The following is a 22606-nucleotide window of genomic DNA, read 5'->3' on the forward strand; positions in this document are numbered from 1 at the left end:
ACGGTGTCTTTTCAGTCCAGCGCGGCCAGGCAGCGCTCGAAAATATCCAGGCCCTGTTCAAGAATCTCGGGCTCGGTGGTCAGTGGTGGCAGCAGGCGGATGATGTGCCGCGACTTGCCGCTGGGCATCAGCAGCAGGCCGGCATCCCGGGCGCTGCCCAGCAGTTGCGCCAGTTGCCCTGTGGCCGGGTTGCCTTGCGGGGTCATCAGCTCGATGCCGCGCATGCAACCCACTCCGGTCAGACGCCCCAGATAGGGCGACAGGCGGGTTTCCTGCCAGTGCCGGTAACGGTTGACGATGGCCTTTTCCTGACGCTGACCCCAGTGGGCGAGATTGTCATCGCTCATCTGCGCCAGCGAAGCGATGCCTGCCGCACAGCCGATCGGGTTGCCCGAATAGGTGCCGCCCAAGCCGCCTTTAGGCAGGGTGTCGAGCAGCGTCTTGCGACCGACTACTGCGCCCAGCGGAATGCCGCCAGCGATGCTTTTACCCAGCAAGATCAGATCCGGCTCGATGCCCAGCCGGGTAAAACCGAAGCGTTGGCCGGTGCGCCCAAAACCGGACTGGATTTCGTCGGCGATCAACACAATGCCGTGCTGGTCGCACAGCGCGCGCAGCGCCACGGCGAACTCCGGCTCAAGCGCCAGGAAGCCGCCTTCGCCCTGTACCGGCTCGACGATGAAACAGCCAACCTCGTTAACGTCGATCTCGACGCTGAACAGCCGCTCGATGGCCTTGAGCGCTTGCTCGGTGGTCACCCCGGTGTCCTTGCTCGGGTAGGGCACATGAAACACCGGGCCCGGCAGCACGCCGATGCGTTGCTTGTAAGGCGCGACCTTGCCGTTGAGGTTCAGGGTTGCCAGAGTCCGACCGTGAAAGCCGCCATCGAAAGCGATCACCGCAGTACGACCGGTCGCGCCCCGGACGATCTTCAGGGCATTTTCCGCCGCTTCCGCACCGCTGTTGGTGAGCATGCCACTGAGTGGGTAGCTGACCGGCATGAAGGCTTCCAGGCGGTCCATGAACTGGATATACGGGTCATGGGGCACGGCATTGAAGGCATAGTGGGTGAGCTTTTCGGCCTGGGCCTGGATGGCCCTGACCACCGCCGGGTTGCAGTGCCCCAGGTTGAGTACGCCGATGCCGCCCATGAAGTCGATGTAGCGTTTGCCCGCAGTGTCCCAGACTTCAGCGTTACGGCCGTGGGACAGGGTGATCGGATGCACCGCCGAGATCGACTGGCTGATGTTCTCGCGGCTCATGGACGGCACCCCGCTACACGGCAGGGCAAAGGTTGCGAAGCAAAGGCACACGGGCCGGTCGGCAGAGGCATGGGGGCATCCTGAGGGGTGGACGTTTTGCACTATCTAAACGAACAACCGGTGCCCCCCGCAAACGAAATAAAATCGCCGTGTCATTCCATTAATTCTGGATGTGGCGTTGTGCCGGGTAGCAGGAATCAGGCGTTGGTCTGGCTCAGGCGCCCCTTGATCCATTCCACAAACGCTTTGACCTTGGGGACTTGTGCGGCATGTTCGGCGTGCGCAAGAAAATGCGAGCCGTCGCTTTGCAATGGATGATTCCACGGAATCACCAGCTTGCCCTCGGCCAGTTCTTCGTTGACCAGATACCGTGGCACCAAGGCAATGCCGCAGCCGGCCTGGGCGGCCCGGATGCACATATAGAAGGTGTCGAAGCGCGGTCCGTGGTAGCTGTTGTGCGAGTGCAGGTCCTGCTCCAGAAACCACTCATGCCAGGCTTCGGGGCGCGAGGTGCATTGCAGCAGGATATGCCCGCTCAGCGCCTCGGCGTTCTCGAATACGTGACGGGCCATGATTTCTGGCGCGCAGACCGGCACCACCTGTTCCTTGAACAACTCGATGCAGGTGGCGCCAGGCCAGGTGCCCTGGCCGAAGAAGAACGCCACGTCGGCCTTGGCCCGGACCAGATCGAAGGGCTCCAGCTCGCTGCGGATGTCCAGGTGAATGCCTGGATTCATGGCGCTGAAACCCTTGAGGTTGGGCACCAGCCAGCGATCGCCGAAGGTTGGCTGGGTGGCGATTTTCAAGACTTCGGTTTCACCGCCATAGGTGAGGATGTAGCGGCTGGAGATATCGACCTGGGTGAGGATCTTGTTCACCTCGGTCATGTACAACTCGCCGGCCGGGGTCAGGTGCAGGCGGCGGCGGATGCGCTGGAATAGCGGATGGCAGAGCATCTCTTCAAGTTGCGCGACCTGTTTGCTGACTGCGCTCTGGGTCAGGTGCAGCTCCTGGGCGGCGCGAGTAAAGCTCAGATGCCGGGCGGCGGCCTCAAAGCATTGCAGGGCGGTGGTCGAAGGCATCAGTCGCTTGGACATCGGGAGATTCCTGCCAGGATCGATAGAGGTCGAGAAAAAAACTACAGAGCCTATGCTGGTATTGGAACGTCGTCGAGCCTGCACGCTGATGCGCTTGATACATTCCAAAACGGAATCATGTTTTTCTAAATCGTCGTTTGTGGGGCTGGCCGATGCAGGTCAATACTGACCGGCATCAATGTTTTGAACCCGTATAGACGCAGGAGAATAAAAGTGGTTGCCAAACTGTTGGAAAGCCTGGGCGTAGACAAGAGTGCTTATACGGGCGGCAACCATGCCGTCTACACCCCCATCGATGGCAGCCAGATCGGTGCCGTCACCCTGGAGAGCAAGGAACAGGTCGCTGCCCGTGTGCAGAGCGCCCATCAAGCCTTCCTCAAATGGCGCAGCGTTCCGGCCCCACGCCGTGGCGAGCTGGTGCGTATTTTTGGTGAAGTGCTGCGTGAGCACAAAGCCGAGCTGGGCGAGCTGGTATCGATCGAGGCTGGCAAGATCACTCAGGAAGGTCTGGGTGAAGTGCAGGAAATGATCGACATCTGCGACTTCGCCGTTGGCCTGTCGCGTCAACTGTACGGTCTGACCATCGCCTCCGAGCGCCCTGGTCACCACATGCGTGAAACCTGGCACCCGCTGGGTGTGGTGGGGGTGATCAGCGCCTTTAACTTCCCGGTCGCGGTCTGGGCCTGGAACACCGCCCTGGCGCTGGTAGCCGGTAACGCCGTGCTGTGGAAACCGTCCGAGAAAACCCCGTTGACCGCCCTGGCTTCCCAGGCGCTGTTCGACAAAGCCCTGAAAATCTTTGGCAGCGATGCCCCTGAAGGCCTGGCGCAGTTGATCATTGGTGACCGTGAGGCCGGCGAGGTACTGGTCGATGACCCGCGCGTACCACTGGTCAGCGCCACCGGCAGCACCCGCATGGGCCGTGAAGTCGGCCCGCGTGTCGCGGCACGTTTTGGGCGCAGCATTCTTGAGCTGGGTGGCAACAACGCGATGATCCTGGCGCCGAGTGCCGACCTGGACCTGGCCGTGCGCGGCATCCTGTTCAGCGCCGTCGGCACCGCCGGCCAGCGTTGTACCACGCTGCGCCGCCTGATCGTGCATCGCTCGATCAAGGACGAGGTGGTGGCTCGGGTCAAAGCTGCGTACGGCAAAGTCCGGATCGGTGACCCGCGTGAAGGCAACCTGATCGGCCCGCTGATCGACAAACAGGCTTTTACCGCCATGCAAGACGCGCTGACCAAGGCTCGCGACGAAGGCGGCCAGGTGTTCGGCGGCGAGCGGCAACTGGCCGAGCAATTTCCGAACGGCTACTACGTCACTCCGGCCATCGCTGAAATGCCTGGGCAAAGCGATGTGGTGCTTCACGAGACCTTCGCACCGATCCTTTACGTGCTGGCCTATGACGAGTTTGAAGAAGCGCTGCGCCTGAACAACGAGGTGCCGCAAGGCCTGTCGTCGTGCATCTTCACCACCGACATTCGCGAAGCCGAAGCCTTCCAGAGCGCGGCCGGCAGCGACTGCGGCATTGCCAACGTCAACATCGGCACCAGCGGTGCAGAAATCGGCGGCGCGTTCGGTGGCGAGAAAGAAACCGGTGGCGGCCGCGAGTCCGGCTCCGATGCCTGGAAAGGCTACATGCGCCGCCAGACCAACACGGTCAACTACTCCCGCGAACTGCCGCTGGCCCAAGGCATCGTGTTTGATTGACAGGTGCTGGCTGTTCGCGGCTAACGCCGCTCCTGCCTTGCAGGAGCGACCTTGGTCGCGAAAGGACCGGTAAAACCACACCCTATGCTGTGACTCTACCGGCCTCTTCGCGAGCGAGCTCGCTCCTACAGTATCTCGCCGGGCCCGCAGGCGCGGCCGGGCGACAATTTGTTCCAGCCACGAAATCGATCACCTGATTCGTGCTTTTTCCAGCCATCGTTCTGGAGTTCTTGAATGGCGCAATTACAACAAGGGTGTCTCTGGGAACAACTCACCCCACAGCGCCCGATTCATCCGCCATTGATTGGCGAGCGCAGTGCCCAGGTGTGCATCATCGGTGCCGGCTTTACCGGTCTGTCCGCTGCCCTGCAATTGCTTGAAGGCGGCAAGTCGGTGGTGATCGTCGAGGCCCATCAGGTCGGCCATGGTGGTTCCGGGCGCAATGTCGGTCTGGTCAATGCCGGCACCTGGGTCGCTCCCGATGAACTGGAAAAGGTCCTCGGTACTGCCGAGGCGACCCGGCTGAACACCGCGTTGGGCGCAGCCCCGGCACTGGTGTTCGCGACCATCGACAAGTACGGCATCGATTGCCAGGACACCCGCACCGGCACCCTGCACATGGCGCACAACGCCAAGGGCCTGGCGGACCTGCGCAGCCGGGTCGAGCAGTGGCAGCGGCGTGGCGCGCCGGTTGAACTGCTGACCGGCAAGGCCTGTGCAGACGCCTGCGGTACTGACAAGGTCGCCGGCGCCGTGCTTGACCATCGTGCCGGTACGGTCAACCCCATGGCTTATGCCTCGGGCATGGCAGTCAATGTGGTCAACAACGGCGGCGAGCTGTACGGCGAGTCGCCGGTGACCGGCCTCAAGCGTACTGCCGATGGCTGGCAGGTGACCACCGAGCGGGGCAGCGTGCGCGCCGAGCAGGTGATTATCGCCTCCAACGCCTACACCGAGGGGCAGTGGACCGAGGTCAAGGATCACATCTTTGCCGGCTACTACTACCAAGTGGCATCGGTGCCGCTGTCAGGCGCCGAACAGGCCGAAATCCTCAAGGGCGGTCAGGGCTCCTGGGACACCCGAACCGTGCTGAGCAGCATTCGCCGCGATGCACACGGACGTCTGATCCTGGGCAGCCTGGGCAATGCCGGTCACTACCCGCTGTGGTTCATCCGCCAATGGGCCGACCGGATCCAGCAGCACTACTTCCCGCAACTGGGCAACAAGGTCGAGTGGGAATGCACCTGGACCGGCCGGATCGGCTTCACCCCTGACCATCTGCTGCGCCTGCTGGAACCGGCACCGGGGTTGCTGGCCGCGACCGGCTTCAACGGCCGGGGCGTGACCACCGGCACGCTGGTGGGCAAATGCTTCGCCGATTACCTGCTCAGTGGCAACGATGCCAAGGCCTTGCCGGTGTCGTTTTCCACCAGTGCGCCTGCGACCGGTAATGGTCTGCGCAGTCTGGGTTATGAGGCGGGTTTTACCCTGTATCACGCAGGGCAATGCTTGCGTGTAGTGCTCTGAGCGATTGAAAAACTACCTGCGTTGCCATTGCTACGTTAAAAACGGGCTCACAATGCTCATTGACCACTAGTCAACTCCGCTTGCTCGCTCGTTTTTGTGGGGCCGCCGTCGGTATTGCACTGGCTGCCTCGCCAACGTTTTTCAAAGGCTGGTTTTGGGCACTCACAACCCGGCCATACAACAATAAATCTCCATAACGTCGTTTTGAGGCGCGGCCTCGTGCTGCCCGCAAGATGGCGTTGACCTTGAGGGACACCCATGGCTACAGACAAGAAAAACGAGCACCGCTCACTCAAGCACGGCCTGACTTCACGTCAGGTATCAATGATTTCCATCGCCGGGATCATCGGCGCGGGACTGTTTATCGGCTCCTCCAATGCCATCGCCAAGGCAGGTCCCGCGATCCTGATTTCCTACCTGATCGCCGGTACGCTGGTCCTGCTGGTGATGCGTATGCTCGGCGAAATGGCCATCGCCAACCCGGACAGCGGTTCATTCTCGACCTACGCCGCGCGCGCCATCGGTCCACGGGCAGGCTTTACCATTGGCTGGTTGTACTGGTGGTTCTGGGTGCTGATCATTCCGGTGGAAGCGATTGCCGGCGCTGACATCCTGCACGCCTGGATGCCTTCGATACCGTCCTGGGCGTTGGCCTTTTTGATCATGATCGTGCTGTCGGCCACCAACCTGATCAGCGTGAAAAACTTCGGCGAGTTCGAATACTGGTTCGCGCTGGTCAAGGTCGTGGCGATCCTCGCGTTCATCGCTGTATGTTCGGCCGCCGTGCTGGGCTTCTGGCCGCTGGCCGAGGTCTCGGGTGTGCAGCACCTGTGGAACAGCGGCGGCTTCATGCCCAATGGCTTTGGCGCGGTGCTCGGTGGTGTGCTGGTGACCATCTTCTCGTTCTTTGGTGCCGAGATCGTCACCATCGCCGCCGATGAAACCGCCAACCCCAAGGAAAAGATCCGCCGCGCGACCAACCTGGTGGTCTACCGGATTGCGATTTTCTACCTCTTCTCGATCTTCTTCATCGTTTCTCTGGTGGCCTGGAACGACCCGCAACTGGTCAAGGTCGGCTCGTTCCAGCGCGTGCTGGAAGTGCTGAACGTGCCAGGTGCCAAGCTGGTGGTCGACATCGTGGTGTTCGTGGCGGTGACCAGTTGCATGAACTCGGGGCTGTATACCGCCTCAAGGATGCTTTACTCGCTGGCCGCCCGTGGCGAAGCGCCGGAGCCGGTGCGCCGGGTGTCCGGCAGCGGCGTACCGACCATCGCTGTGCTGCTGTCGACCCTGGCCGGCTTCGTGGGCTGCTTCGTCAACTACGCCTTTCCGGGCCAGGTATTCGGCTTCCTGCTGTCCACCACCGGCGCCATCGCCTTGCTGGTGTACCTGGTGATCGCCATTTCCCAACTGCGCATGCGCGCAATCATGGTCAGGGAAGGCACTGCGATCGAGTTCAAAATGTGGCTGTTCCCCTGGCTGACCTGGTTCGTCATCGGCCTGATCACGCTGGTGCTGGGCTACATGCTGGTCAGCCCGAGCTATCGCTACGAAACCCTGCTGACCGCCGCGGTAACCGGGACGATTCTGTTGATCGCATTTGTACGGCGCAAGCCAGCGGTCAACGTGTATGCGCAGCAGGGCGGGGCGGGGAACTGAGTTTTTATAAAGGCTGGGTTTATGTGGCACATTCAGTCTGTTACGGCGTTGCTGTTGCTGTTGCCGTTGATCTTGCTCTTCGAACAGAGATGGCACAGACGACGCAAATAGCGACTTTGGCGCTGGCCGAACGCAGGTGTCGATTTGGTGGGAAAGCCGGCAGGGAAGCCGCTGCTCTTTCTATAAGGAGCAGGTGCGCTGGGCAGGACGCCCATCGCGCCGGCCCCCAAATCGATGCCGGACGGAGGGTAGTTCGCCCGCAGGGCGGACCCAAGCCAGGAGCAGCGACGGTCTACTTTTGGGCGAAAGTGACCCGCCGTAAGGGCGGAACCTGACGAATAGACAACAGCGGCAAAGACCCATGCACCAATCTAAAGGCCAATTCGCGGCTAAAGCCGCTCCTACGGCGCCCCGCACACCGCCCCGCTCATGTCATCCGACAACTGAAGGTTGCAATTCTTTACGGTCGTATCTGATAATCACTTTCATTTCCGACTTGTAATGTCCCATGTCTGCCGACCCGCCATCCCTCAACGCTGCTGTCCAGCACCTGTATACCGAGCATCACTCTTGGTTACAGGGCTGGCTACGCATGCGCCTGGGTAGCCGCAGCGATGCGGCAGACCTCGCCCAGGACACCTTCGTGCGGCTGCTCAAAGCCCGCACCGCATTGCAGATCCGCGAACCCCGGCATTACCTGTCCACCGTCGCCCGTGGGCTGGTCATCGACCTGTTTCGTCGCCGCGCCCTGGAACAAAGCTACTTGCAATGGCTGGCCAGCGTGCCGGAAAGCGAACAGCCGTCGCTGGAAGACCAGGCGGTGATTATCGAGACCCTGGGCGAAATCGACCGCATGCTCGATGGCCTGGGCAGCACGGTCAAACAAACGTTCCTGCTGTCGCAGTGCGAAGGCCTGACCTACGCCGCCATTGCCGAGCGCCTTGGCATTTCGCTACGCACTGTCAACAACCACATGGCCAAAGCCATGGAGCATTGCTGCCTGATGCAGATGCAGCATTTTTCATGAGCCCCTCAGCCAACGAACGCGAAGCCATCCGCGCCGCGGCGCAATGGTATGCACGCCTGGCATCCGGCCAGGATACTGAGCGCGAGCAGCGCGCCTGGCAGTGCTGGCACGACGCCGACCCCTTGCACCGCCAGGCCTGGCAGCGCGTCGAGTCGGTCAGCTCACAGTTTGCCCGGGTGCCGGGGCAACTGGTTGTGCCGGTGCTGCGTGGGGGGCAGTCGCGGCGCCAGGTGTTGCGCAGCGTGCTGCTGCTGGGCGCCGCTGGCGGTTTCGCCGTCGCGGGTTGGCGCAGCGATATGGGCGGGCAACTGTTGGCTGACTATCGCACCGGGGTGGGCGAGCAGCGTGATGTGCAATTGGCTGATGGCAGCGTTCTCAAGCTCAATACCGCGACCGCGCTGGACGTGGATTTCAACGCGCAGCAGCGCAAGCTGACCCTGCGTTCCGGAGAAGTGCTGGTCAACGTTTCGCCTGACCCGCTGGGCCGGCCCTTGTGGGTGCAGACGCCCCATGGCCGGGTCCTGGCCAGTGAAGGGCGTTTCACGGTGCGGACCCTTGAGTCGTTGAGCCGGGTCGCGGTGCTGCGCAATCGGGTTGCCGTGCAGTTGCCCCAAGACCTGCGGGCACAGACCCTGGAGGCGGGGCAGCAGATTGATTTTGATTCGGCCCGCATGGGTATCGCCCAGGCCAGTAGCGCCGCCACAGCGGCCTGGGAGTACGGCAGCCTGATTGCCATCAACCAGCCGCTGGGCGAATTGCTTGAGGAGCTGGCGCGTTACCGGCATGGCTGGCTGCGCTGCGATCCGGGCCTCAAGGACCTCAAGGTCAGCGGCGCCTTTCCACTGGCCAATACCGATGTCGCGCTGGCCGCTCTGGAGAGTGGTCTGGGTCTGAAAGTAGTGCGCCATACCGCCCTGTGGGTCACCGTCACCCGCGCCTGAAACAGTCGGGTATGACCATCTGGGCGCGACAAGCCCCGCCGTTCAGGGCGGGGAAGGATAGCGCGGACGGCGTAGCCGTCCCTGGTTGCCGTGGGGTGTCTGCTGCTGTTCGGTGTACGCACCGCTACAGGATGATGCGCAGTAACACGGCGACACAGATGCCCTTCTACGGCGATCTTTCGTTACAAAGACCCCATGGGCATGCACCTTGAAAACACCGTGCCGTCCACGCCTAATGGCGTCTTCATTGCTCATGGCTCAAGAGCAGCATGCAACGACTTCAAGCCTTCAAGTACGAACTCATGCCAGACGGCCACCAGGAGCGGCAAATGCGCCTCTTTGCCGGCTCCTGTCGCTTCGTCTTCAACAAGGCGCTGGCGTTGCAGAAGGAACGTCACGAGCAAGGCGAGAACAAGCTCGGCTATGCGGGCCTGTGCAAGTTGCTGACCGAGTGGCGCCATAGCCCGCAAACCGCATGGCTGACCGATGCGCCTGTTCACCCGTTGCAACAGAGCCTCAAGGATCTGGACCGGGCCTACACCAATTTCTTCGCCAAGCGAGCCGACTTTCCCCGGTTCAAGAAGAAGGGGCAGAACAACAGCTTGCGCTATCCCGACCCGAAACAGATCAAGCTCGACCAGACCAACAGCCGCCTGTTTCTGCCAAAGCTGGGCTGGCTGCGCTACCGCAACAGCCGCGAGGTGCCTGGCACGGTGAAGAACATCACCGTGAGCCAGTCGTGTGGCAAGTGGTTCGTGAGCATCCAGACCGAACGACAGATCGATGAGCAGCCCACGGCACAGGGTGCGGCAGTCGGCATCGACATGGGCATTGCCCGCTTCGCCACGCTTTCGGATGGCTCGTTCTACGCACCCCTCAACAGCTTCAAACGCCATGAAACCGCGCTGTGCAAAGCGCAGCAGGCGATGAGCCGCAAGGTCAGATTCAGCCGCAACTGGAACAAGGCGAAAGCCCGCGTCCAGCGCATTCACTCGCGCATCGGCAATGCCCGCCGCGACTACCTGCACAAGTGCTCCACCACGATCAGCCAAAACCACGCGATGGTGTGTATCGAAGACTTGCAGGTACGCAATATGTCCAGGTCGGCGGCAGGTACGGCCGAGGCGCCGGGAAGAAACGTTCGGGCCAAGTCTGGCCTGAACAGGGCCATCCTCGATCAGGGCTGGTTCGAGTTCCGTCGCCAACTGGACTACAAGCTGGCGTGGCGCGGCGGCTGGCTGATTGCCGTGCCGCCGCGAGATACCAGCCGCACGTGCCCGTGTTGCGGCCATGTGTCGGCGGCCAACCGCCAGACGCAAGCGCTGTTCAGGTGCGTGGGATGTGGTTTTGAAGGCAACGCCGATGTGGTCGGCGCGATCAATGTACTAAGGGCGGGACACGCCCGGTTAGCCTGTGAAGTGAGCGCAGAGGTCATGGCGCCAGCAGCAGGAACCCACCGAAGCGACTCGGGGGCGGCTCGATGCCGCGCCTGAGCGCCGTAGGAATCTCCGGCCTTCAGGCCGGGGAGGATGTCAATGCGCCAATCAAGTAAATAAAAATGCATCGTCTTTGCATCAAACCTGTATCCCGTTCGGCTATCCCTTCGATATTGGTCATTACACACCCCGGGGGAGGGGATACATGAAACCTTGCTTGCCCATCCGCACCACCTTGAGCATTGCCATTCGCGTTTGTCTGTTCGGCCTGGGAAGCGCCTGCCTGATGCCCTCACTGCATGCCGTGGCCGACGATGCCGCGACCCAGGGCAGTGTGCGCAGTTATGACATTCCGGCCGGCAGCCTGACCGAGGTCCTGAGCCGTTTTGCCGCTTCGGCCGGTGCGGCGATTTCTTTCGATGCCGGGCAGTTGCAAGGCAAGACTTCAAACGGCCTGCGCGGGACTTACAGCGTGCAGCAAGGCTTCGTCACTTTGCTGGCCGGTAGCAACTTTCAGGTCGTGGCACAGGGCAACGGTAGTTACGTGCTTATCCCGCGACCTGTTGGCGTCGCCGATGGCGCTATCGAGCTGGGGGCCACCAGCGTTATGAGTAGTGGCCTGGGCAGCGTGACCGAGAACTCCGGTTCTTACACCACCGGCGCGGTGAGCATCGGCAAGGCGCCGCAGACTCTGCGGCGTACCCCGCAATCGGTCACGGTACTGACCAGCCAGCGCCTGCAAGACCAGAACCTGACCAGCCTGACCGCGGTGCTGGAGCAGACCCCCGGTGTGGTGGTGGACCTGTTCGACAGCGAGCGGGTCAACTATTACTCGCGCGGCTACCAGATCGACGCGATTCAGTTCGACGGCGCCACGGTGGTGCAGGGCAGTGGTGGCGGGTCGTTTATTCAAAGCGATTCAGCGCTGGTTGATCACATTGAAGTGCTGCGCGGCGCCACCGGTATGTTGCGTGGTTCGGGTAACCCGTCAGGCACGGTGAACATGGTGCGCAAGCGCCCGACCCGTGAATTCCAGGGTTCGGCCAGCGTGACCGCCGGCTCCTGGGATGCCCAGCGCTACGTGCTGGATGTGTCCGGGCCGCTGAACGAAGGCGGTGGCATTCGCGGCCGGATGATCGCAGTGCACGATGACCGCGACATGTTTCAGGACACCCGGATGGAGCGCAAGAATGTGCTCTATGGCGTGCTGGCTGCCGACCTTACCGACAGCACCACCCTGACCACCGGCATCGAGTACACCGAACTGGACGCTACCGGTGCCTGGGGCGGCCTGCCGGCGGACTTCAGTGGCAAACCCCTGGACCTGTCGCGCAGCACCTATCTGGGGACCAACTGGAACCGCTGGAACCGCAGCAACCTGCAAACGTTCGTCGAGCTGGAGCACATGTTCGCCAACGACTGGAGCCTGAAACTGTCCGGCACCCGCACCCATTTCCGGCTGGACGATCACGGTTTCAAACAGACCTATATTTCCAGGGCCAGTACCACCAACCCGTATCTGGTCAATGTGCAGACCACTGAAGGCGATGGGGGGGAAAGCGAGCAGAGCCACCTCGGCGCCACGCTCAATGGTCCGTTCAGTCTGTTCGGGCGTCAGCACGAGTTGCTGCTCGGCGTGGAGCGGATCAGAAACGACTCGACCGCATCGGCCACCAACTTCATGCCCAACCTGACCAATGTCGATGTGCGCACCTGGAACCCGAGCACCCTCCTGCCGGAGCCGGTCATCAACATCAGCGCCCGTCCGGTGCTGACCCGCACCACTCAGGAGGGCGCACATGCGACCTGGCGCATTTCCCTGGCCGATCCGCTGACCGCCATTGTCGGCGCCCGGATCAACTGGTGGGACTATGATCAGTCGACCAGCGCCACTGGCGACTACAGCGTGAATCAGGAGGTCGTGCCTTACGCGGCGCTGATCTACGACCTGAATGAAAATTTCAGCCTGTATGGCAGCTACACCGAGATTTTCAGCCCGCAGAGTGCAACTGACGCAACCGGGTCGGTGCTTGATCCGGTGACCGGCGAAGCTTACGAGATGGGCATCAAGGGTGAGTTCTACGAGGGGCGGCTGAACACCTCGCTGGCGCTGTTTCGTATCAACCAGGTTGGCAAGGCGCTGGACGACATCTCCGGGCCTAACCCGTGCCCGCCGTTGTACCCCAATGGCTATTGCCAGGCGGCCAGCGGCAAGAGCCGCAGCGACGGCTTCGAGATTGAGGTGTCCGGCGAGGTGCTGCCAGGCTGGCAGGTTTCCGGCGGCTACACCTACACCAGCACGGAGTTTCTTAAAGACACGGTGAGCAACACCGGTAATGTCCTGCGCTCTACCGACCCCAAGCGCATGCTCAAGCTGTTCACCAGCTATCGCCTGCCAGGCGCCTGGTCGGATCTGACCATTGGTGGCGGGGTTCGCGCGCAGAGTGATATCTATTCGCGCAGTGGTGCAGCAACGGCTACTCAGAGCGGTTACGCGATATACAGTGCAATGGCCAGCTATCGCTTCAATGATCACTACTCGGTACAGGTCAACGCCAACAACTTGTTCGACAAAGAGTACTACAAGAAGATCGGTGCCACGGCCACCGGGTACTACTGGGGCGAGCCACGCAGCCTGGAGGTGACGTTGCGCGGTACGTTCTAGTTACTCGGTTTAAAAGTTTCACTCAAATAGAGGTCATTTCCTTCAATCGAGGGGGTGGCCTTTTTTAAGGTGTGATCGAAAGCGGGATAAGTAGGCTCATTGAATAAGAGGTGCTGAAATAAAATTGTCATGAGTGTCCGGAAGTTACGCTTGGCGGGCGACTTGTTTTAGTAACTTAACCCGAAACTAATTGACAGTGTTGTAACATTTCTACATTCTTACTTCGCGTTACTGCTGGTCAGGAACGCTCAGGGGGCTTGTAGGACATTCCCTGAACGACGGAGTCCAACGCCACTTCACGATGTTGAAGAAAGAATGACGCCATGCAATTTCAGTGGCCGCTGCTGTTTCTCTCTCTCACATAATAATTCATGCCGGTGTCGTCTAACGCGATGTCGGACAGATTAAGTTTGTTTGTCTGCCTTTGATTGGGTGTTGTACGAAAACGGCCTGCGCTCGACCATGCGCTGCCAAGAGCGGCTCGTGCGCGAGTCCGATCGCGATGCTCATTGGCGCCAGTAACATCGACCGTGACCGTTGCTCGCCGGTTTTTGCCGTGCCTGTCCTTCGCCCGCTGACTTTTCGTACATCAACCTGGTTCGCTGCCCGTTTATGGGGCGCGAGAGTTTTAGGTGTATGGCACTGCAGAGTGCTGTCGTTTTCTTCCGCATGTACCTAAAGAGAATATGCATGGAACAGCATAGCCTTGTGGACTTTTCAAACCGTGGCGCCACACCCCCTGCCTATTGGTGGGCGGGTTCACCGAGCAGCTATCCTTTGTTCAAGGCGCGAATGCTCAAAACTTACCCATGTGCGCGCGAATGCGTCGATACCTTGTTGCCTGTGGGTTTTGCGTGCGCTGATGTCGGGCTGGCCGGGGCGATGACCAGCCTGGCATCGATCACCCAGAGTCTGAAAGCCAATCCGCAGCATTGGGCACGGCGCGCCCGACAATGGGGACGGGTGACCATGACCGGGCCTGTTCACCGCACCCTTTATGAGCATGCCTTACATGAAGGTGCCGGGTTGTTGTTCGAAACCTGGAAAGCCAGCCGCGCTGTCCGCGGCTGGATGGTGGTCGAGATTGAGCCAAGCGAAATTTACAGCGCTGCGAGCATGCTCAGACGAGCCCGGGAACTGGCCAACCTGATGCCCAACATCATGGTCAGCGTGCCACTGAGTGAAGAGGGCTGTGAGGTCATAGAAGAACTGGTCGCGAGCGGGCATGCGATCAACGCCAGCCTGTGCTTCAGCGTGGCTCAGGTGCAGGCCGGGCTGGCAGCGATCAACCGCGGTCGGCAACGCGCGATGATCCAGGGGGTCAACCTGGAGCGCACCCGTCACCTGATCAGCGTGCTGCCTGCCGGTGTGATGGAACATCCCGAGTTTGTCGCCCAGGCGGCCATGGTGGGCATTGAGTTATCGTCTCAGGAGCAGCGCTGGGCTGAAGTGGCCCTGTACCGGGCGTTGCAGGCGGCGCTGCGCGGTCAGGGCGAATCCACGCGGCTGATGGTGTGCGGTTTCGGTTCTTTCTCGCAATGGGCACCGCTGGCTTGTCAAGCCGAACCGGGTAAGCGAGGCGGCCTGTTACACAGTGTCGGCGAACAGCAACTCGAAAGCCTGATTGCTCATTGTGGTGCGGTCGCGACTGCCCGCCATGATCCGGATACGCCAGTGCCCGCGGAGGTCATGGAGCGCCTGCTGAAAATTCCCGGCTTTTGTCAGGTCTGGGGTCGCGACACCCTCGCAAGCGCCTGTTTTGCCCGTCATCCGGTCTATCTGCAGGCGATCGGCAAAAGCCTGCGTGCCTACACCCGGTTACTGGGGTTTGCGCGGCAGCTGAATCCGCCGCTGTTGGCTGACGTTCATTCTCCGGACAGAACTGCCGATGTGCATAACTGTTAGCGGCGCGCGCAGGCTCTTGAGATAGCGCGTGACGGGATCGACCGATCGGCACAAAAACCCTGTCGATCAAACGCTTGAGTCTGTATTGTGGCGGTTTATGTCGCTGGGATGCGTTTCGCAGTCCAATTCTCAGAGAGCCTTACCGGATGTCGGCAACTCCCCTCTGCCAGGCCTTGCCTTCGGTGCTTGCTGCACTGCGGGCGCAGACCGGCCAGATGCACTCCGGGCTGGAAAAACGCATGCCGTTTTTTTCAGCCCGTCTTGATCTCTCGCTCTATACGCGCCTGATTCAGGCCTATTATGGCTTCTATCAGCCGCTCGAAGCTGCCTTGCTGGGCTGTGCCTGGCTGCCGGCCGGGCTGGATCTGGGCGAGCGCCTGAAAGTCCCGACGCTGCTGCGTGACCTGCAAGCCCTGGCTGTCGACCAGCCGCACAGGCTGGCGCTCTGTACTCGCCTGCCTGCCATTGACAGCCCGGCCAGCGTTCTGGGGGTGCTGTATGTGCTGGAGGGGGCAACCCTGGGAGGCCAAGTACTGCGCCGCGAGATGCATGCGCGCCTGGGGCTGGATGAACACAGTGGCGCGGCGTTTCTTGATGTCTATGGCCGTGACACCGGGCGGCGCTGGAAGGCTTATCTGAGCCTGCTCGACGAGCAACCCACCGATGCGCAATTCTTGCAGGCTGCCGCGCTGGCTGCCGAATCCACCTTTGCCTGTTTCGAGCAATGGCTTGATTGCCAAGAGATCCTTTCATGAGTCATCCCGACCGCAGTGTCTTTGAACGCTTGCTGAGCAACTGCGCCAGCGAACCCATCCAGTTCCCCGGCGCGATTCAGCCGCATGGCGTGCTGCTGACCCTGACTGAGCCGGACCTTGTGTTGTTGCAGGTCAGCGCGAATATCGAGTCGCTGCTCGGTCAGCGCCCCGAGCAGGTGCTGGGCCAGCCTCTGGCCTGCCTGTTGGGTGAGGCCCAGGCGACATTGATTGCCCAGGCCCGCAGCGCACAGAGTTTCAGCGATGCACCGCGCCTGTTATTGACCAACAACGGTCGGGAATTCGAAGCGTTGCTGCACCGTCACGATGGCGTGCTGGTACTTGAACTGGAATGCCAGGATAGCAACGTGCTGGTTGCCAACGACAAGGCCCTGACCGGTAATCTGGGGCGCATGCTCCGTAATCTGCAGGCGGCGCCGACCTTGCAGGCGTTGTATGAAGCCAGCGTGCGCGAAATCCAGAAACTCACCGGTTACGATCGGGTGCTGGTCTACCGGTTCGAGGAGCAAGGCCACGGCCAGGTCATCGCCGAGGCATCCTCGCCGGACATGGAACTGTACAACGGCCTGTTTTTCCCGGCCTCTGACATTCCCGAGCAGGCTCGCGAGCTGTATCGGCGCAATTGGTTGCGGATCATCCCCGATGCCGACTATCAGGCGGTCGAACTGTTGCCGCGTCTGCGCCCCGACACCGGCCAGCCGCTGGACATGAGTTTTGCCACACTGCGCAGTGTTTCGCCGATTCATTGCGAATACATGCGCAATATGGGGGTGCTGTCGTCCATGAGTGTGTCGCTGCTCAAGGGCGACAAGCTCTGGGGCTTGATCACCTGTGGTCATCGCACACCGCTTTACGTGCCTCATGAGCTGCGCATCGCCTGCCAGACCCTGGGCCAGGTGCTGTCGTTGCAGATCAGCGCCATGGAAGCGCTGGAGGTCAATCGTCAGCGTGATGCCAAGTTGCAGACCCTTGCCTTGCTCAACGAGTCCATGGTGGCGGCGCAGGACGACGTATTCGACGGCCTGGCCGCGCAGCCTGAGTTACTGATGCAACTGGTCGACGCGAGCGGGGTGGCGATCCTTGAGGGCAATCAGTTGCACTGCTTTGGCAACTGCCCAACGCCTGAGCAGATCCGCCTGCTGCACGCCTGGTTGATGAAGCGTAACGAGCCGGTATTCTCCAGCCATCACCTGTCCAGCGTCTATCCGCCGGCCGAGGCTTACCAGAAGTCGGCCAGCGGGGTTCTGGCCATGAGCCTGCCCAAGCCGATCGACAACGGCGTGCTGTGGTTTCGCCAGGAGGTCAAGGAAAGCATCCCATGGAGCGGCAACCCTGAGAAGCCGCTGGACATGGTCGACTCCGAAGCCGGCCTGCGCCTGCGCCCGCGCACCTCGTTCGAGATCTGGAAAGTGGAGATGACGGGCATTGCCAGCCGCTGGAGTCATGGTGACCTGTTTGCCGCCAATGACCTGCGCCGCTCGGCACTGGAAGACGACCTGGCCCGTCAGGTGCGCCGTGAACAGCAGGCGGTGCGCGCCAGAGACGACCTGGTCGCTGTGGTGTCGCATGACCTGCGTAACCCGATGACCGTGATTTCGATGCTTTGCGGCATGATGCAAAAGTCATTCAGCTCGGATGGCCCGCATACCTCGCGGCGTATTTCGTCGGCGATCGATACCATGCAACAGGCTGCCAGCCGCATGAACGTGTTGCTCGAAGACTTGCTCGACACTTCCAAGATCGAAGCCGGGCGCTACACCATTGCGCCCAGGCCTCTGGAGGTCACCCAGATCTTCGACGAGGCCTATACCCTGCTGGCGCCCCTGGCGCTGGACAAGGGCATTGACCTGGTGTTCAGCCCCGGCGAGCAGCTCAGGGTCCATGCCGATCCCGAGCGGCTGTTTCAGGTGCTGTCCAACCTGATCGGCAACGCCATCAAATTCACCCCGATGCAGGGTCAGATCAGCGTCAGCGCCGAAGCGGATGGCGAGCGCGTACTGTTTTGCGTACGTGACTGCGGCGAGGGAATTGCACCCGAGCAACTGCCGTTCATCTTCGACCGCTACTGGACCCTCAAAGACAACAACCCCACCGGCACCGGGCTTGGGTTGTACATCTCCCAAGGCATCGTCAAAGCCCACGGCGGCACACTGAGCGCCGAAAGCGAAGTAGGCCAGGGCAGCGTGTTCCGTTTCAGCATGCCAGTAGCGGTGTAGCCACAAAAGGCACCGTTGCCGTAGATTTTGATTTTTGAGCCGAGATGGCACAGACGACGCGAATCGCGACTTGGGCGCTGGCCGAGGGTAGGCGTCGATTCGGGGGAGAAATCAGCATGGATGCTGCTGATTTTGAAATCGGGGGCAGGTGCGCTGGGCAGGGATGCCCATCGCGCCGGCCCCCGAATCGATGCCAGACGGAGGGGAGTCTGCCCGCAGGGCGAAACCTGCAGCCCAGTCACCGCGATAAAGGATTTTCCATCAGCCCAAAGGCTTGTTCGCGGCTCAAACCGCTCCTACCTGCTCAAATCAAACCCGCACAAAAAATCAAACCTGCACAAACACCGCAAACGCAAGCTGCCCGCCCTTGGGCCGCAGATCCTGCAGATAAGAGTCACGATCAGCCGACAACTCCAGACTGACACTCATATTGCGCTTGCCAGCATTACGAATCTCCAACTCATCACGATGCGCACGCAGAAAATTGCTCGGCACCTTCAAATGCAACAACTGATCAGTCTTTGGTGTGTGCAGCAGCAGATTGATCCACTCACTGGTCTTGATCTGACCAAACGGCAGATCAAACCACCAGATATTGCGCTTGGGGTCCAGCACCGCGAGGTGGCTGTTGTCGCGATTCAAGACGGTGCTACTCAATTGCTGATTGCGGCGTTCAATCGCCTGAGACTTGTCGAGCTTCATGGGACATTCCGGAAAACATAGCGTGGCGCGCATTCTCTCATGCCGGTCGCTGCCCCGACGAATGGAAAAACAGCCGGCAAAATAATTGAAACTCTCAAGCCGAGCGGCCAGTCCATCATTGTGTCGGGTTGACAACGACATCCTTCAGTCACGGGACCAGCGGTCCGGGAGAATCTTCATGAGCAGCACCAGCGATAAAGTCAAAGGCATGGCCAATGAAGCGGTAGGGAACGTTAAACAGGGCGTTGGCAAAGCAACCAACAACGACAAACTGCAGGCCGAGGGCAAAGCCCAGGAAATCAAAGGCCGTGGTGAACAGGCCAGAGGCAAGGCCAAGGACGCGATCAAAAAAGGCGTCGACAAGGCTTGACCCTGATAGCCCGGTCACGGAGCCCCAAGCCCGTGACCGGTGCGTTTTGCTGAAACCTTTTGCCGTTCTTCAAGTCCATGTCTGCGCCGGAACAAGTCGCCCGGTCTGGATAACTACACCGCGAATCGACGTGAAGACGTACAGTACTCAGGTAGCCGGGTATGATCGCGAAAGGAGACGCCATGATTTTTTCCCACCTGCGTGGTTTGCCGACGGGTAAGGTGCTGGTTCGCACCGTGACCGAATTCATTAACGACGAAATGTCGACCTATGCTTCGGCGCTTGCCTATCAGGCCCTGTTCTCGCTGTTTCCCTTTCTGTTGTTCCTGATCTCGCTGATCGGTTTCCTTCACCTGCCCGATTTCTTCTCCTGGCTGCGCCTGCAGTCGGAACTGGTATTGCCGCCCCAGGCGCTGGAGCAGGTCAACCCGGTGATCGACCAGTTGCAGCAATCCAAGGGCGGCTTGTTGTCGGTGGGTATCGTCATCGCGCTGTGGACCGCGTCAGCGGGCGTGCGCTTGATGATGAGCGCCATGAACGCCGCCTATGACGTGATTGAAGGCCGGCCGATCTGGAAGCGCCTGCCATTGTCGGTGTTCTACACCATCGGCATCGCCATGATGCTGCTGGCCGCTGCCGCATTGATGGTGACCGGGCCGCAGGTCATGAACTGGTTTGCCGCGCACCTGGGTATCGAAGACTTCATTGTCACGGTGTGGACCATCTTGCGCTGGCCACTGATCATCATCCTGATGATGGTCGCCGTTGCGGTGATCTACTACGTGATGCCGGATGTGAAGCAAGAGTTTCGCTTTATCACCCCAGGCTCGGTCTTGGCGGTGGTGGTATGGATCATCGCCTCGCTGGGTTTCAGTTTTTATCTGAAAACCTTTGCTGATTACAACGCCATGTACGGCAGTATCGGGGCGATCATCGTCCTGCTCCTGTACTTCTATATCTCGGCCGCCGTGCTATTGCTGGGGGCGGAAATGAATGCGGTGATCGAGCATATGTCTCAGGAAGGCAAGGACAGCGGCGAAAAAGAGCCGGGTGATGGCGGCGTCGAAGCCAGCGGGGCTGACGAGCCGGGCGTCGGTGGGGCGCATACCCGGGAGCCGGCGCGCCAGGCATGATGGCCTGACGTATGGAATGTGGCACGATTGCGCTTTGCCTTACAGGACGTCAGCTGATGATTCGCGAGATTTTGAAAATGGGTGACCCGCGCTTGCTGCGGGTCGCCCCGCCGGTGCCGGCAAGCCTGATTGGCACCCCAGAGTTGCAAACCCTGATCGATGACATGTTCGACACCATGCAAAGCGTCGGTGGCGTTGGCCTGGCTGCGCCGCAGATCGGTGTCGATCTGCAACTGGTGATTTTCGGTTTCGAACGCAGCGCCCGCTACCCTGATGCCGAGGCCGTGCCGCGCACCATTTTGCTCAACCCGGTGATAACCCCGCTCGATGATGCACTTGAAGGCGGTTGGGAAGGCTGTCTGTCGGTGCCTGGCTTACGCGGGGTGGTCGAGCGTCATCGGCGTATCCGCTATGAGGGCGTTGACCCGCAAGGTGTACCGATCCAGCGTATCGCCGAGGGTTTTCATGCCCGGGTGGTGCAGCACGAGTGCGATCACCTGATCGGCCGTCTGTACCCTTCGCGAGTGACTGATTTTCGTCAGTTCGGGTTTACCGAAGTGCTATTTCCAGACCTCGATCCCAACGCTGATGACTGATCACGCAGCAGGGCGACCAGTGCCTTGCTGCGTTGATAGCGAGCCAGCCGCTCAGCCAGCTCGGCCGGCAATTCAACGGCTGTGACGAACCCTAACGACTGATAAAAGCCCTGCAAGTCAGGGTGGCAGAACAGCCACAGCGGCCCGCTGCATTGGCTGTGTGCCTGGTCGATCAGGCGCCGGGCAAGCCCCTGACCACGCCATGAGGCGGCAACAAACAGCCCGGTCAGCCAGTGGCCATGACGAACCGGCGTCAAGCACAGCGCCGCAACAATCTGCGCCTCCTTCACGACCCAGGCCTGGCCTTGGGCGGGCAGGCGCATGGGCGAGCGATGGCTGCGGTAGAATTTTTCCAGCAACGGGCGCGCCAAGGCGGGTAACGGGTAAATGTGCAGGTCAGACATGGCGTAGCGATAGACAAAAGCAGGCATCATACCGGCTCAGGCCATCGATAATGGAATGACTGGATGCTTTATCCCTCAATGCCCCTCACAACGGAGCGCCTGCAACTGCGCGGTTTTGTCGGGTCTGACCTGGCTGAGCTGGCCGCGTTACTGGCTGATCCACAGGTGATGCGCTATTCGGTACGCGGGGTCATGAGCCGCTCAGCCAGTGCCGAGTTCCTCGAGCATTGCCGTGTCAGCCTGGCAGAAGAAGGCTTTGCGCCGCTGGCGGTGATTGAACAACGTAGCGCCCGGCTGGTCGGATTCTGCGGTTTGTGTAAAGAGCGCTTCGAAGAGGCAGAAGAGGTCATGCTCGGTTATCGGCTCAGCCCGGCGTTCTGGAATCAGGGCATGGCCAGCGAGGCGGTAAAGGTCGTGTTGGCCCATGGTTTCGGTACTCTGGCGGTGAGCTCGGTGGTGGCGGTAGTGGAGCCGCAAAACCAGGCATCGATACAGGTGCTGCACAAGGCCGGGTTTCAGGATTACCTGCATGCCCGTTACTTTGGCATGGGGGTTCGCCTTTACCGGATGACCCGTGAGCGCTGGCAGGCGTTGCTGATAACGGCATGTTGAGGCTGGAAGCGACCCCTGATCTGACAACGGGTCTTTTTAACTGCTAGGTTCAAAGTTGCTGTCTGTCAGCCGGGAGGGGCGATGAACGACTGCAAAGCCACGTCCTTGCCCGGCCTGATTGCCGGCGGGATGTTGATGATCGGCCTGGGGGGGGCGCCTTTGAGTGCCGCTGAGGTCGACGACACCGCACTGGCGTTCGTCCAGCAACGTCATCTGGGCGATGGTTTGGGCTGGCAGGGCTATCAGATGGCCTCACGCACCGCGGTGTTTGCCGGGCTGGTCGACGCCCTGGGCAAAACCCGGGCCCAGGTGTTGGTGCAGGGTGAATTGCAGCGCTTGCAGCCGCAGTATCAAGGCCGCTGGGAGCAGAACCTGGCGGCGGCCTATGCCCATTCGTTCAGTGTCGAAGAACTGCGCCAGCTTAACGACGGCAAAGGCTCGCCTGCGCTGATGAATCGCTTCAAGGCGCGCAACAATGAAGTCGGTCAGGAAATGAAAGCACGCTCTGCCGATCTGCTGGCCGAGTTCGTCTCCCGCGCGCTGGAAAGCGCCCGGAAAAACTACATGCCGTGAA

General features: G+C 60.8%; 19 protein-coding genes. 15 read left to right on the forward strand and 4 right to left on the reverse strand.

The window, feature by feature from the left end:
* Nucleotides 1-11: 11 nt before the first annotated feature.
* Nucleotides 12-1262 carry a 2-aminoadipate transaminase gene (locus NJC40_RS14455; RefSeq protein ID WP_045489163.1) on the reverse strand — a complete coding sequence of 417 codons (1251 nt, stop codon included), beginning with the start codon at nucleotides 1260-1262 and terminating at the stop codon, nucleotides 12-14.
* Nucleotides 1263-1459: 197 nt separating this feature from the next.
* A complete protein-coding gene (locus tag NJC40_RS14460; protein WP_045489166.1) occupies nucleotides 1460-2359 on the reverse strand; it encodes a LysR family transcriptional regulator in 900 nt (299 codons plus the stop codon).
* A 213-nt stretch (nucleotides 2360-2572) separates the two neighbouring features.
* On the opposite strand from NJC40_RS14460, the gene amaB reads away from it, so the two are divergent.
* The 10 genes from amaB (at nucleotide 2573) to NJC40_RS14510 (ending at nucleotide 18215) form a co-directional block, all read left to right on the forward strand.
* A complete protein-coding gene (amaB, locus tag NJC40_RS14465; RefSeq protein ID WP_253140056.1) occupies nucleotides 2573-4066 on the forward strand; it encodes an L-piperidine-6-carboxylate dehydrogenase in 1494 nt (497 codons plus the stop codon).
* Nucleotides 4067-4300: 234 nt separating this feature from the next.
* On the forward strand, nucleotides 4301-5593 hold the full coding sequence (gene amaA, locus NJC40_RS14470) for an L-pipecolate oxidase (protein ID WP_253117908.1): 1293 nt from the start codon (nucleotides 4301-4303) through the stop codon (nucleotides 5591-5593).
* A 258-nt stretch (nucleotides 5594-5851) separates the two neighbouring features.
* A complete protein-coding gene (locus NJC40_RS14475) occupies nucleotides 5852-7252 on the forward strand; it encodes an amino acid permease (RefSeq protein WP_253140057.1) in 1401 nt (466 codons plus the stop codon).
* A gap of 508 nt (nucleotides 7253-7760) precedes the next feature.
* A complete protein-coding gene (locus tag NJC40_RS14480; protein ID WP_045489172.1) occupies nucleotides 7761-8279 on the forward strand; it encodes a sigma-70 family RNA polymerase sigma factor in 519 nt (172 codons plus the stop codon).
* Nucleotides 8276-9220 carry a FecR domain-containing protein gene (locus NJC40_RS14485; protein WP_253140058.1) on the forward strand — a complete coding sequence of 315 codons (945 nt, stop codon included), beginning with the start codon at nucleotides 8276-8278 and terminating at the stop codon, nucleotides 9218-9220. Before NJC40_RS14480 ends, NJC40_RS14485 begins: the two co-directional genes overlap by 4 nt.
* 269 nt (nucleotides 9221-9489) lie before the next feature.
* Nucleotides 9490-10713 carry an RNA-guided endonuclease InsQ/TnpB family protein gene (locus NJC40_RS14490; protein ID WP_492180330.1) on the forward strand — a complete coding sequence of 408 codons (1224 nt, stop codon included), beginning with the start codon at nucleotides 9490-9492 and terminating at the stop codon, nucleotides 10711-10713.
* A gap of 148 nt (nucleotides 10714-10861) precedes the next feature.
* A complete protein-coding gene (locus NJC40_RS14495; protein WP_253140060.1) occupies nucleotides 10862-13321 on the forward strand; it encodes a TonB-dependent siderophore receptor in 2460 nt (819 codons plus the stop codon).
* Nucleotides 13322-14113: 792 nt separating this feature from the next.
* Entirely contained in the window at nucleotides 14114-15226 is a 1113-nt protein-coding gene (locus tag NJC40_RS14500; protein ID WP_253140061.1) for a transaldolase family protein, read from the forward strand.
* Nucleotides 15227-15372: 146 nt separating this feature from the next.
* Entirely contained in the window at nucleotides 15373-15981 is a 609-nt protein-coding gene (locus NJC40_RS14505) for a biliverdin-producing heme oxygenase (RefSeq protein ID WP_253140062.1), read from the forward strand.
* Nucleotides 15978-18215, forward strand: a complete 2238-nt coding sequence (locus NJC40_RS14510) for an ATP-binding protein (protein WP_253140063.1) — start codon at nucleotides 15978-15980, stop codon at nucleotides 18213-18215. Before NJC40_RS14505 ends, NJC40_RS14510 begins: the two co-directional genes overlap by 4 nt.
* A gap of 327 nt (nucleotides 18216-18542) precedes the next feature.
* On the opposite strand, the gene NJC40_RS14515 is transcribed toward NJC40_RS14510, so the two are convergent.
* On the reverse strand, nucleotides 18543-18917 hold the full coding sequence (locus tag NJC40_RS14515) for a hypothetical protein (RefSeq protein WP_253140064.1): 375 nt from the start codon (nucleotides 18915-18917) through the stop codon (nucleotides 18543-18545).
* A 178-nt stretch (nucleotides 18918-19095) separates the two neighbouring features.
* On the opposite strand from NJC40_RS14515, the gene NJC40_RS14520 reads away from it, so the two are divergent.
* The 3 genes from NJC40_RS14520 (at nucleotide 19096) to def (ending at nucleotide 21016) form a co-directional block, all read left to right on the forward strand.
* Nucleotides 19096-19287, forward strand: a complete 192-nt coding sequence (locus tag NJC40_RS14520; protein WP_045489193.1) for a CsbD family protein — start codon at nucleotides 19096-19098, stop codon at nucleotides 19285-19287.
* 182 nt (nucleotides 19288-19469) lie between these two features.
* A complete protein-coding gene (locus NJC40_RS14525; RefSeq protein WP_253140065.1) occupies nucleotides 19470-20420 on the forward strand; it encodes a YihY/virulence factor BrkB family protein in 951 nt (316 codons plus the stop codon).
* Between the two features lie 56 nt (nucleotides 20421-20476).
* Nucleotides 20477-21016, forward strand: a complete 540-nt coding sequence (gene def / locus NJC40_RS14530) for a peptide deformylase (RefSeq protein ID WP_253140066.1) — start codon at nucleotides 20477-20479, stop codon at nucleotides 21014-21016.
* Here the strand turns inward: def and NJC40_RS14535 are convergent.
* Nucleotides 20959-21420 carry a GNAT family N-acetyltransferase gene (locus NJC40_RS14535; RefSeq protein WP_045494485.1) on the reverse strand — a complete coding sequence of 154 codons (462 nt, stop codon included), beginning with the start codon at nucleotides 21418-21420 and terminating at the stop codon, nucleotides 20959-20961. The genes def and NJC40_RS14535 overlap by 58 nt on opposite strands.
* Before the next feature lie 78 nt (nucleotides 21421-21498).
* Here NJC40_RS14535 and NJC40_RS14540 point away from each other — a divergent pair, with 78 nt between their 5' ends.
* Nucleotides 21499-22032 carry a GNAT family N-acetyltransferase gene (locus NJC40_RS14540; RefSeq protein WP_253115470.1) on the forward strand — a complete coding sequence of 178 codons (534 nt, stop codon included), beginning with the start codon at nucleotides 21499-21501 and terminating at the stop codon, nucleotides 22030-22032.
* Nucleotides 22033-22161: 129 nt separating this feature from the next.
* Entirely contained in the window at nucleotides 22162-22605 is a 444-nt protein-coding gene (locus NJC40_RS14545) for a hypothetical protein (RefSeq protein WP_045494487.1), read from the forward strand.
* Nucleotide 22606 lies beyond the last annotated feature (1 nt).

Origin of the sequence: Pseudomonas sp. 21LCFQ02, assembly GCF_024129895.2 — a bacterium.
Lineage (GTDB): Bacteria > Pseudomonadota > Gammaproteobacteria > Pseudomonadales > Pseudomonadaceae > Aquipseudomonas.

What these genes read in the sequence shown, in the direction of transcription:
- NJC40_RS14505 (WP_253140062.1), top strand. Translation starts at nt 15,373, where the DNA reads ATGTCGGCAACTCCCCTCTGCCAGGCCTTGCCTTCGGTGCTTGCTGCA.
- NJC40_RS14515 (WP_253140064.1), bottom strand. Translation starts at nt 18,917, where the DNA reads ATGAAGCTCGACAAGTCTCAGGCGATTGAACGCCGCAATCAGCAATTG.
- NJC40_RS14545 (WP_045494487.1), top strand. Translation starts at nt 22,162, where the DNA reads ATGTTGATGATCGGCCTGGGGGGGGCGCCTTTGAGTGCCGCTGAGGTC.
- NJC40_RS14485 (WP_253140058.1), top strand. Translation starts at nt 8,276, where the DNA reads ATGAGCCCCTCAGCCAACGAACGCGAAGCCATCCGCGCCGCGGCGCAA.
- NJC40_RS14525 (WP_253140065.1), top strand. Translation starts at nt 19,470, where the DNA reads ATGATTTTTTCCCACCTGCGTGGTTTGCCGACGGGTAAGGTGCTGGTT.
- amaA (WP_253117908.1), top strand. Translation starts at nt 4,301, where the DNA reads ATGGCGCAATTACAACAAGGGTGTCTCTGGGAACAACTCACCCCACAG.
- NJC40_RS14540 (WP_253115470.1), top strand. Translation starts at nt 21,499, where the DNA reads ATGCCCCTCACAACGGAGCGCCTGCAACTGCGCGGTTTTGTCGGGTCT.
- NJC40_RS14500 (WP_253140061.1), top strand. Translation starts at nt 14,114, where the DNA reads ATGCTCAAAACTTACCCATGTGCGCGCGAATGCGTCGATACCTTGTTG.
- NJC40_RS14520 (WP_045489193.1), top strand. Translation starts at nt 19,096, where the DNA reads ATGAGCAGCACCAGCGATAAAGTCAAAGGCATGGCCAATGAAGCGGTA.
- NJC40_RS14460 (WP_045489166.1), bottom strand. Translation starts at nt 2,359, where the DNA reads ATGTCCAAGCGACTGATGCCTTCGACCACCGCCCTGCAATGCTTTGAG.
- NJC40_RS14475 (WP_253140057.1), top strand. Translation starts at nt 5,852, where the DNA reads ATGGCTACAGACAAGAAAAACGAGCACCGCTCACTCAAGCACGGCCTG.
- def (WP_253140066.1), top strand. Translation starts at nt 20,477, where the DNA reads ATGATTCGCGAGATTTTGAAAATGGGTGACCCGCGCTTGCTGCGGGTC.
- NJC40_RS14455 (WP_045489163.1), bottom strand. Translation starts at nt 1,262, where the DNA reads ATGAGCCGCGAGAACATCAGCCAGTCGATCTCGGCGGTGCATCCGATC.
- NJC40_RS14490 (WP_492180330.1), top strand. Translation starts at nt 9,490, where the DNA reads ATGCAACGACTTCAAGCCTTCAAGTACGAACTCATGCCAGACGGCCAC.
- NJC40_RS14495 (WP_253140060.1), top strand. Translation starts at nt 10,862, where the DNA reads ATGAAACCTTGCTTGCCCATCCGCACCACCTTGAGCATTGCCATTCGC.
- NJC40_RS14535 (WP_045494485.1), bottom strand. Translation starts at nt 21,420, where the DNA reads ATGTCTGACCTGCACATTTACCCGTTACCCGCCTTGGCGCGCCCGTTG.
- NJC40_RS14480 (WP_045489172.1), top strand. Translation starts at nt 7,761, where the DNA reads ATGTCTGCCGACCCGCCATCCCTCAACGCTGCTGTCCAGCACCTGTAT.
- NJC40_RS14510 (WP_253140063.1), top strand. Translation starts at nt 15,978, where the DNA reads ATGAGTCATCCCGACCGCAGTGTCTTTGAACGCTTGCTGAGCAACTGC.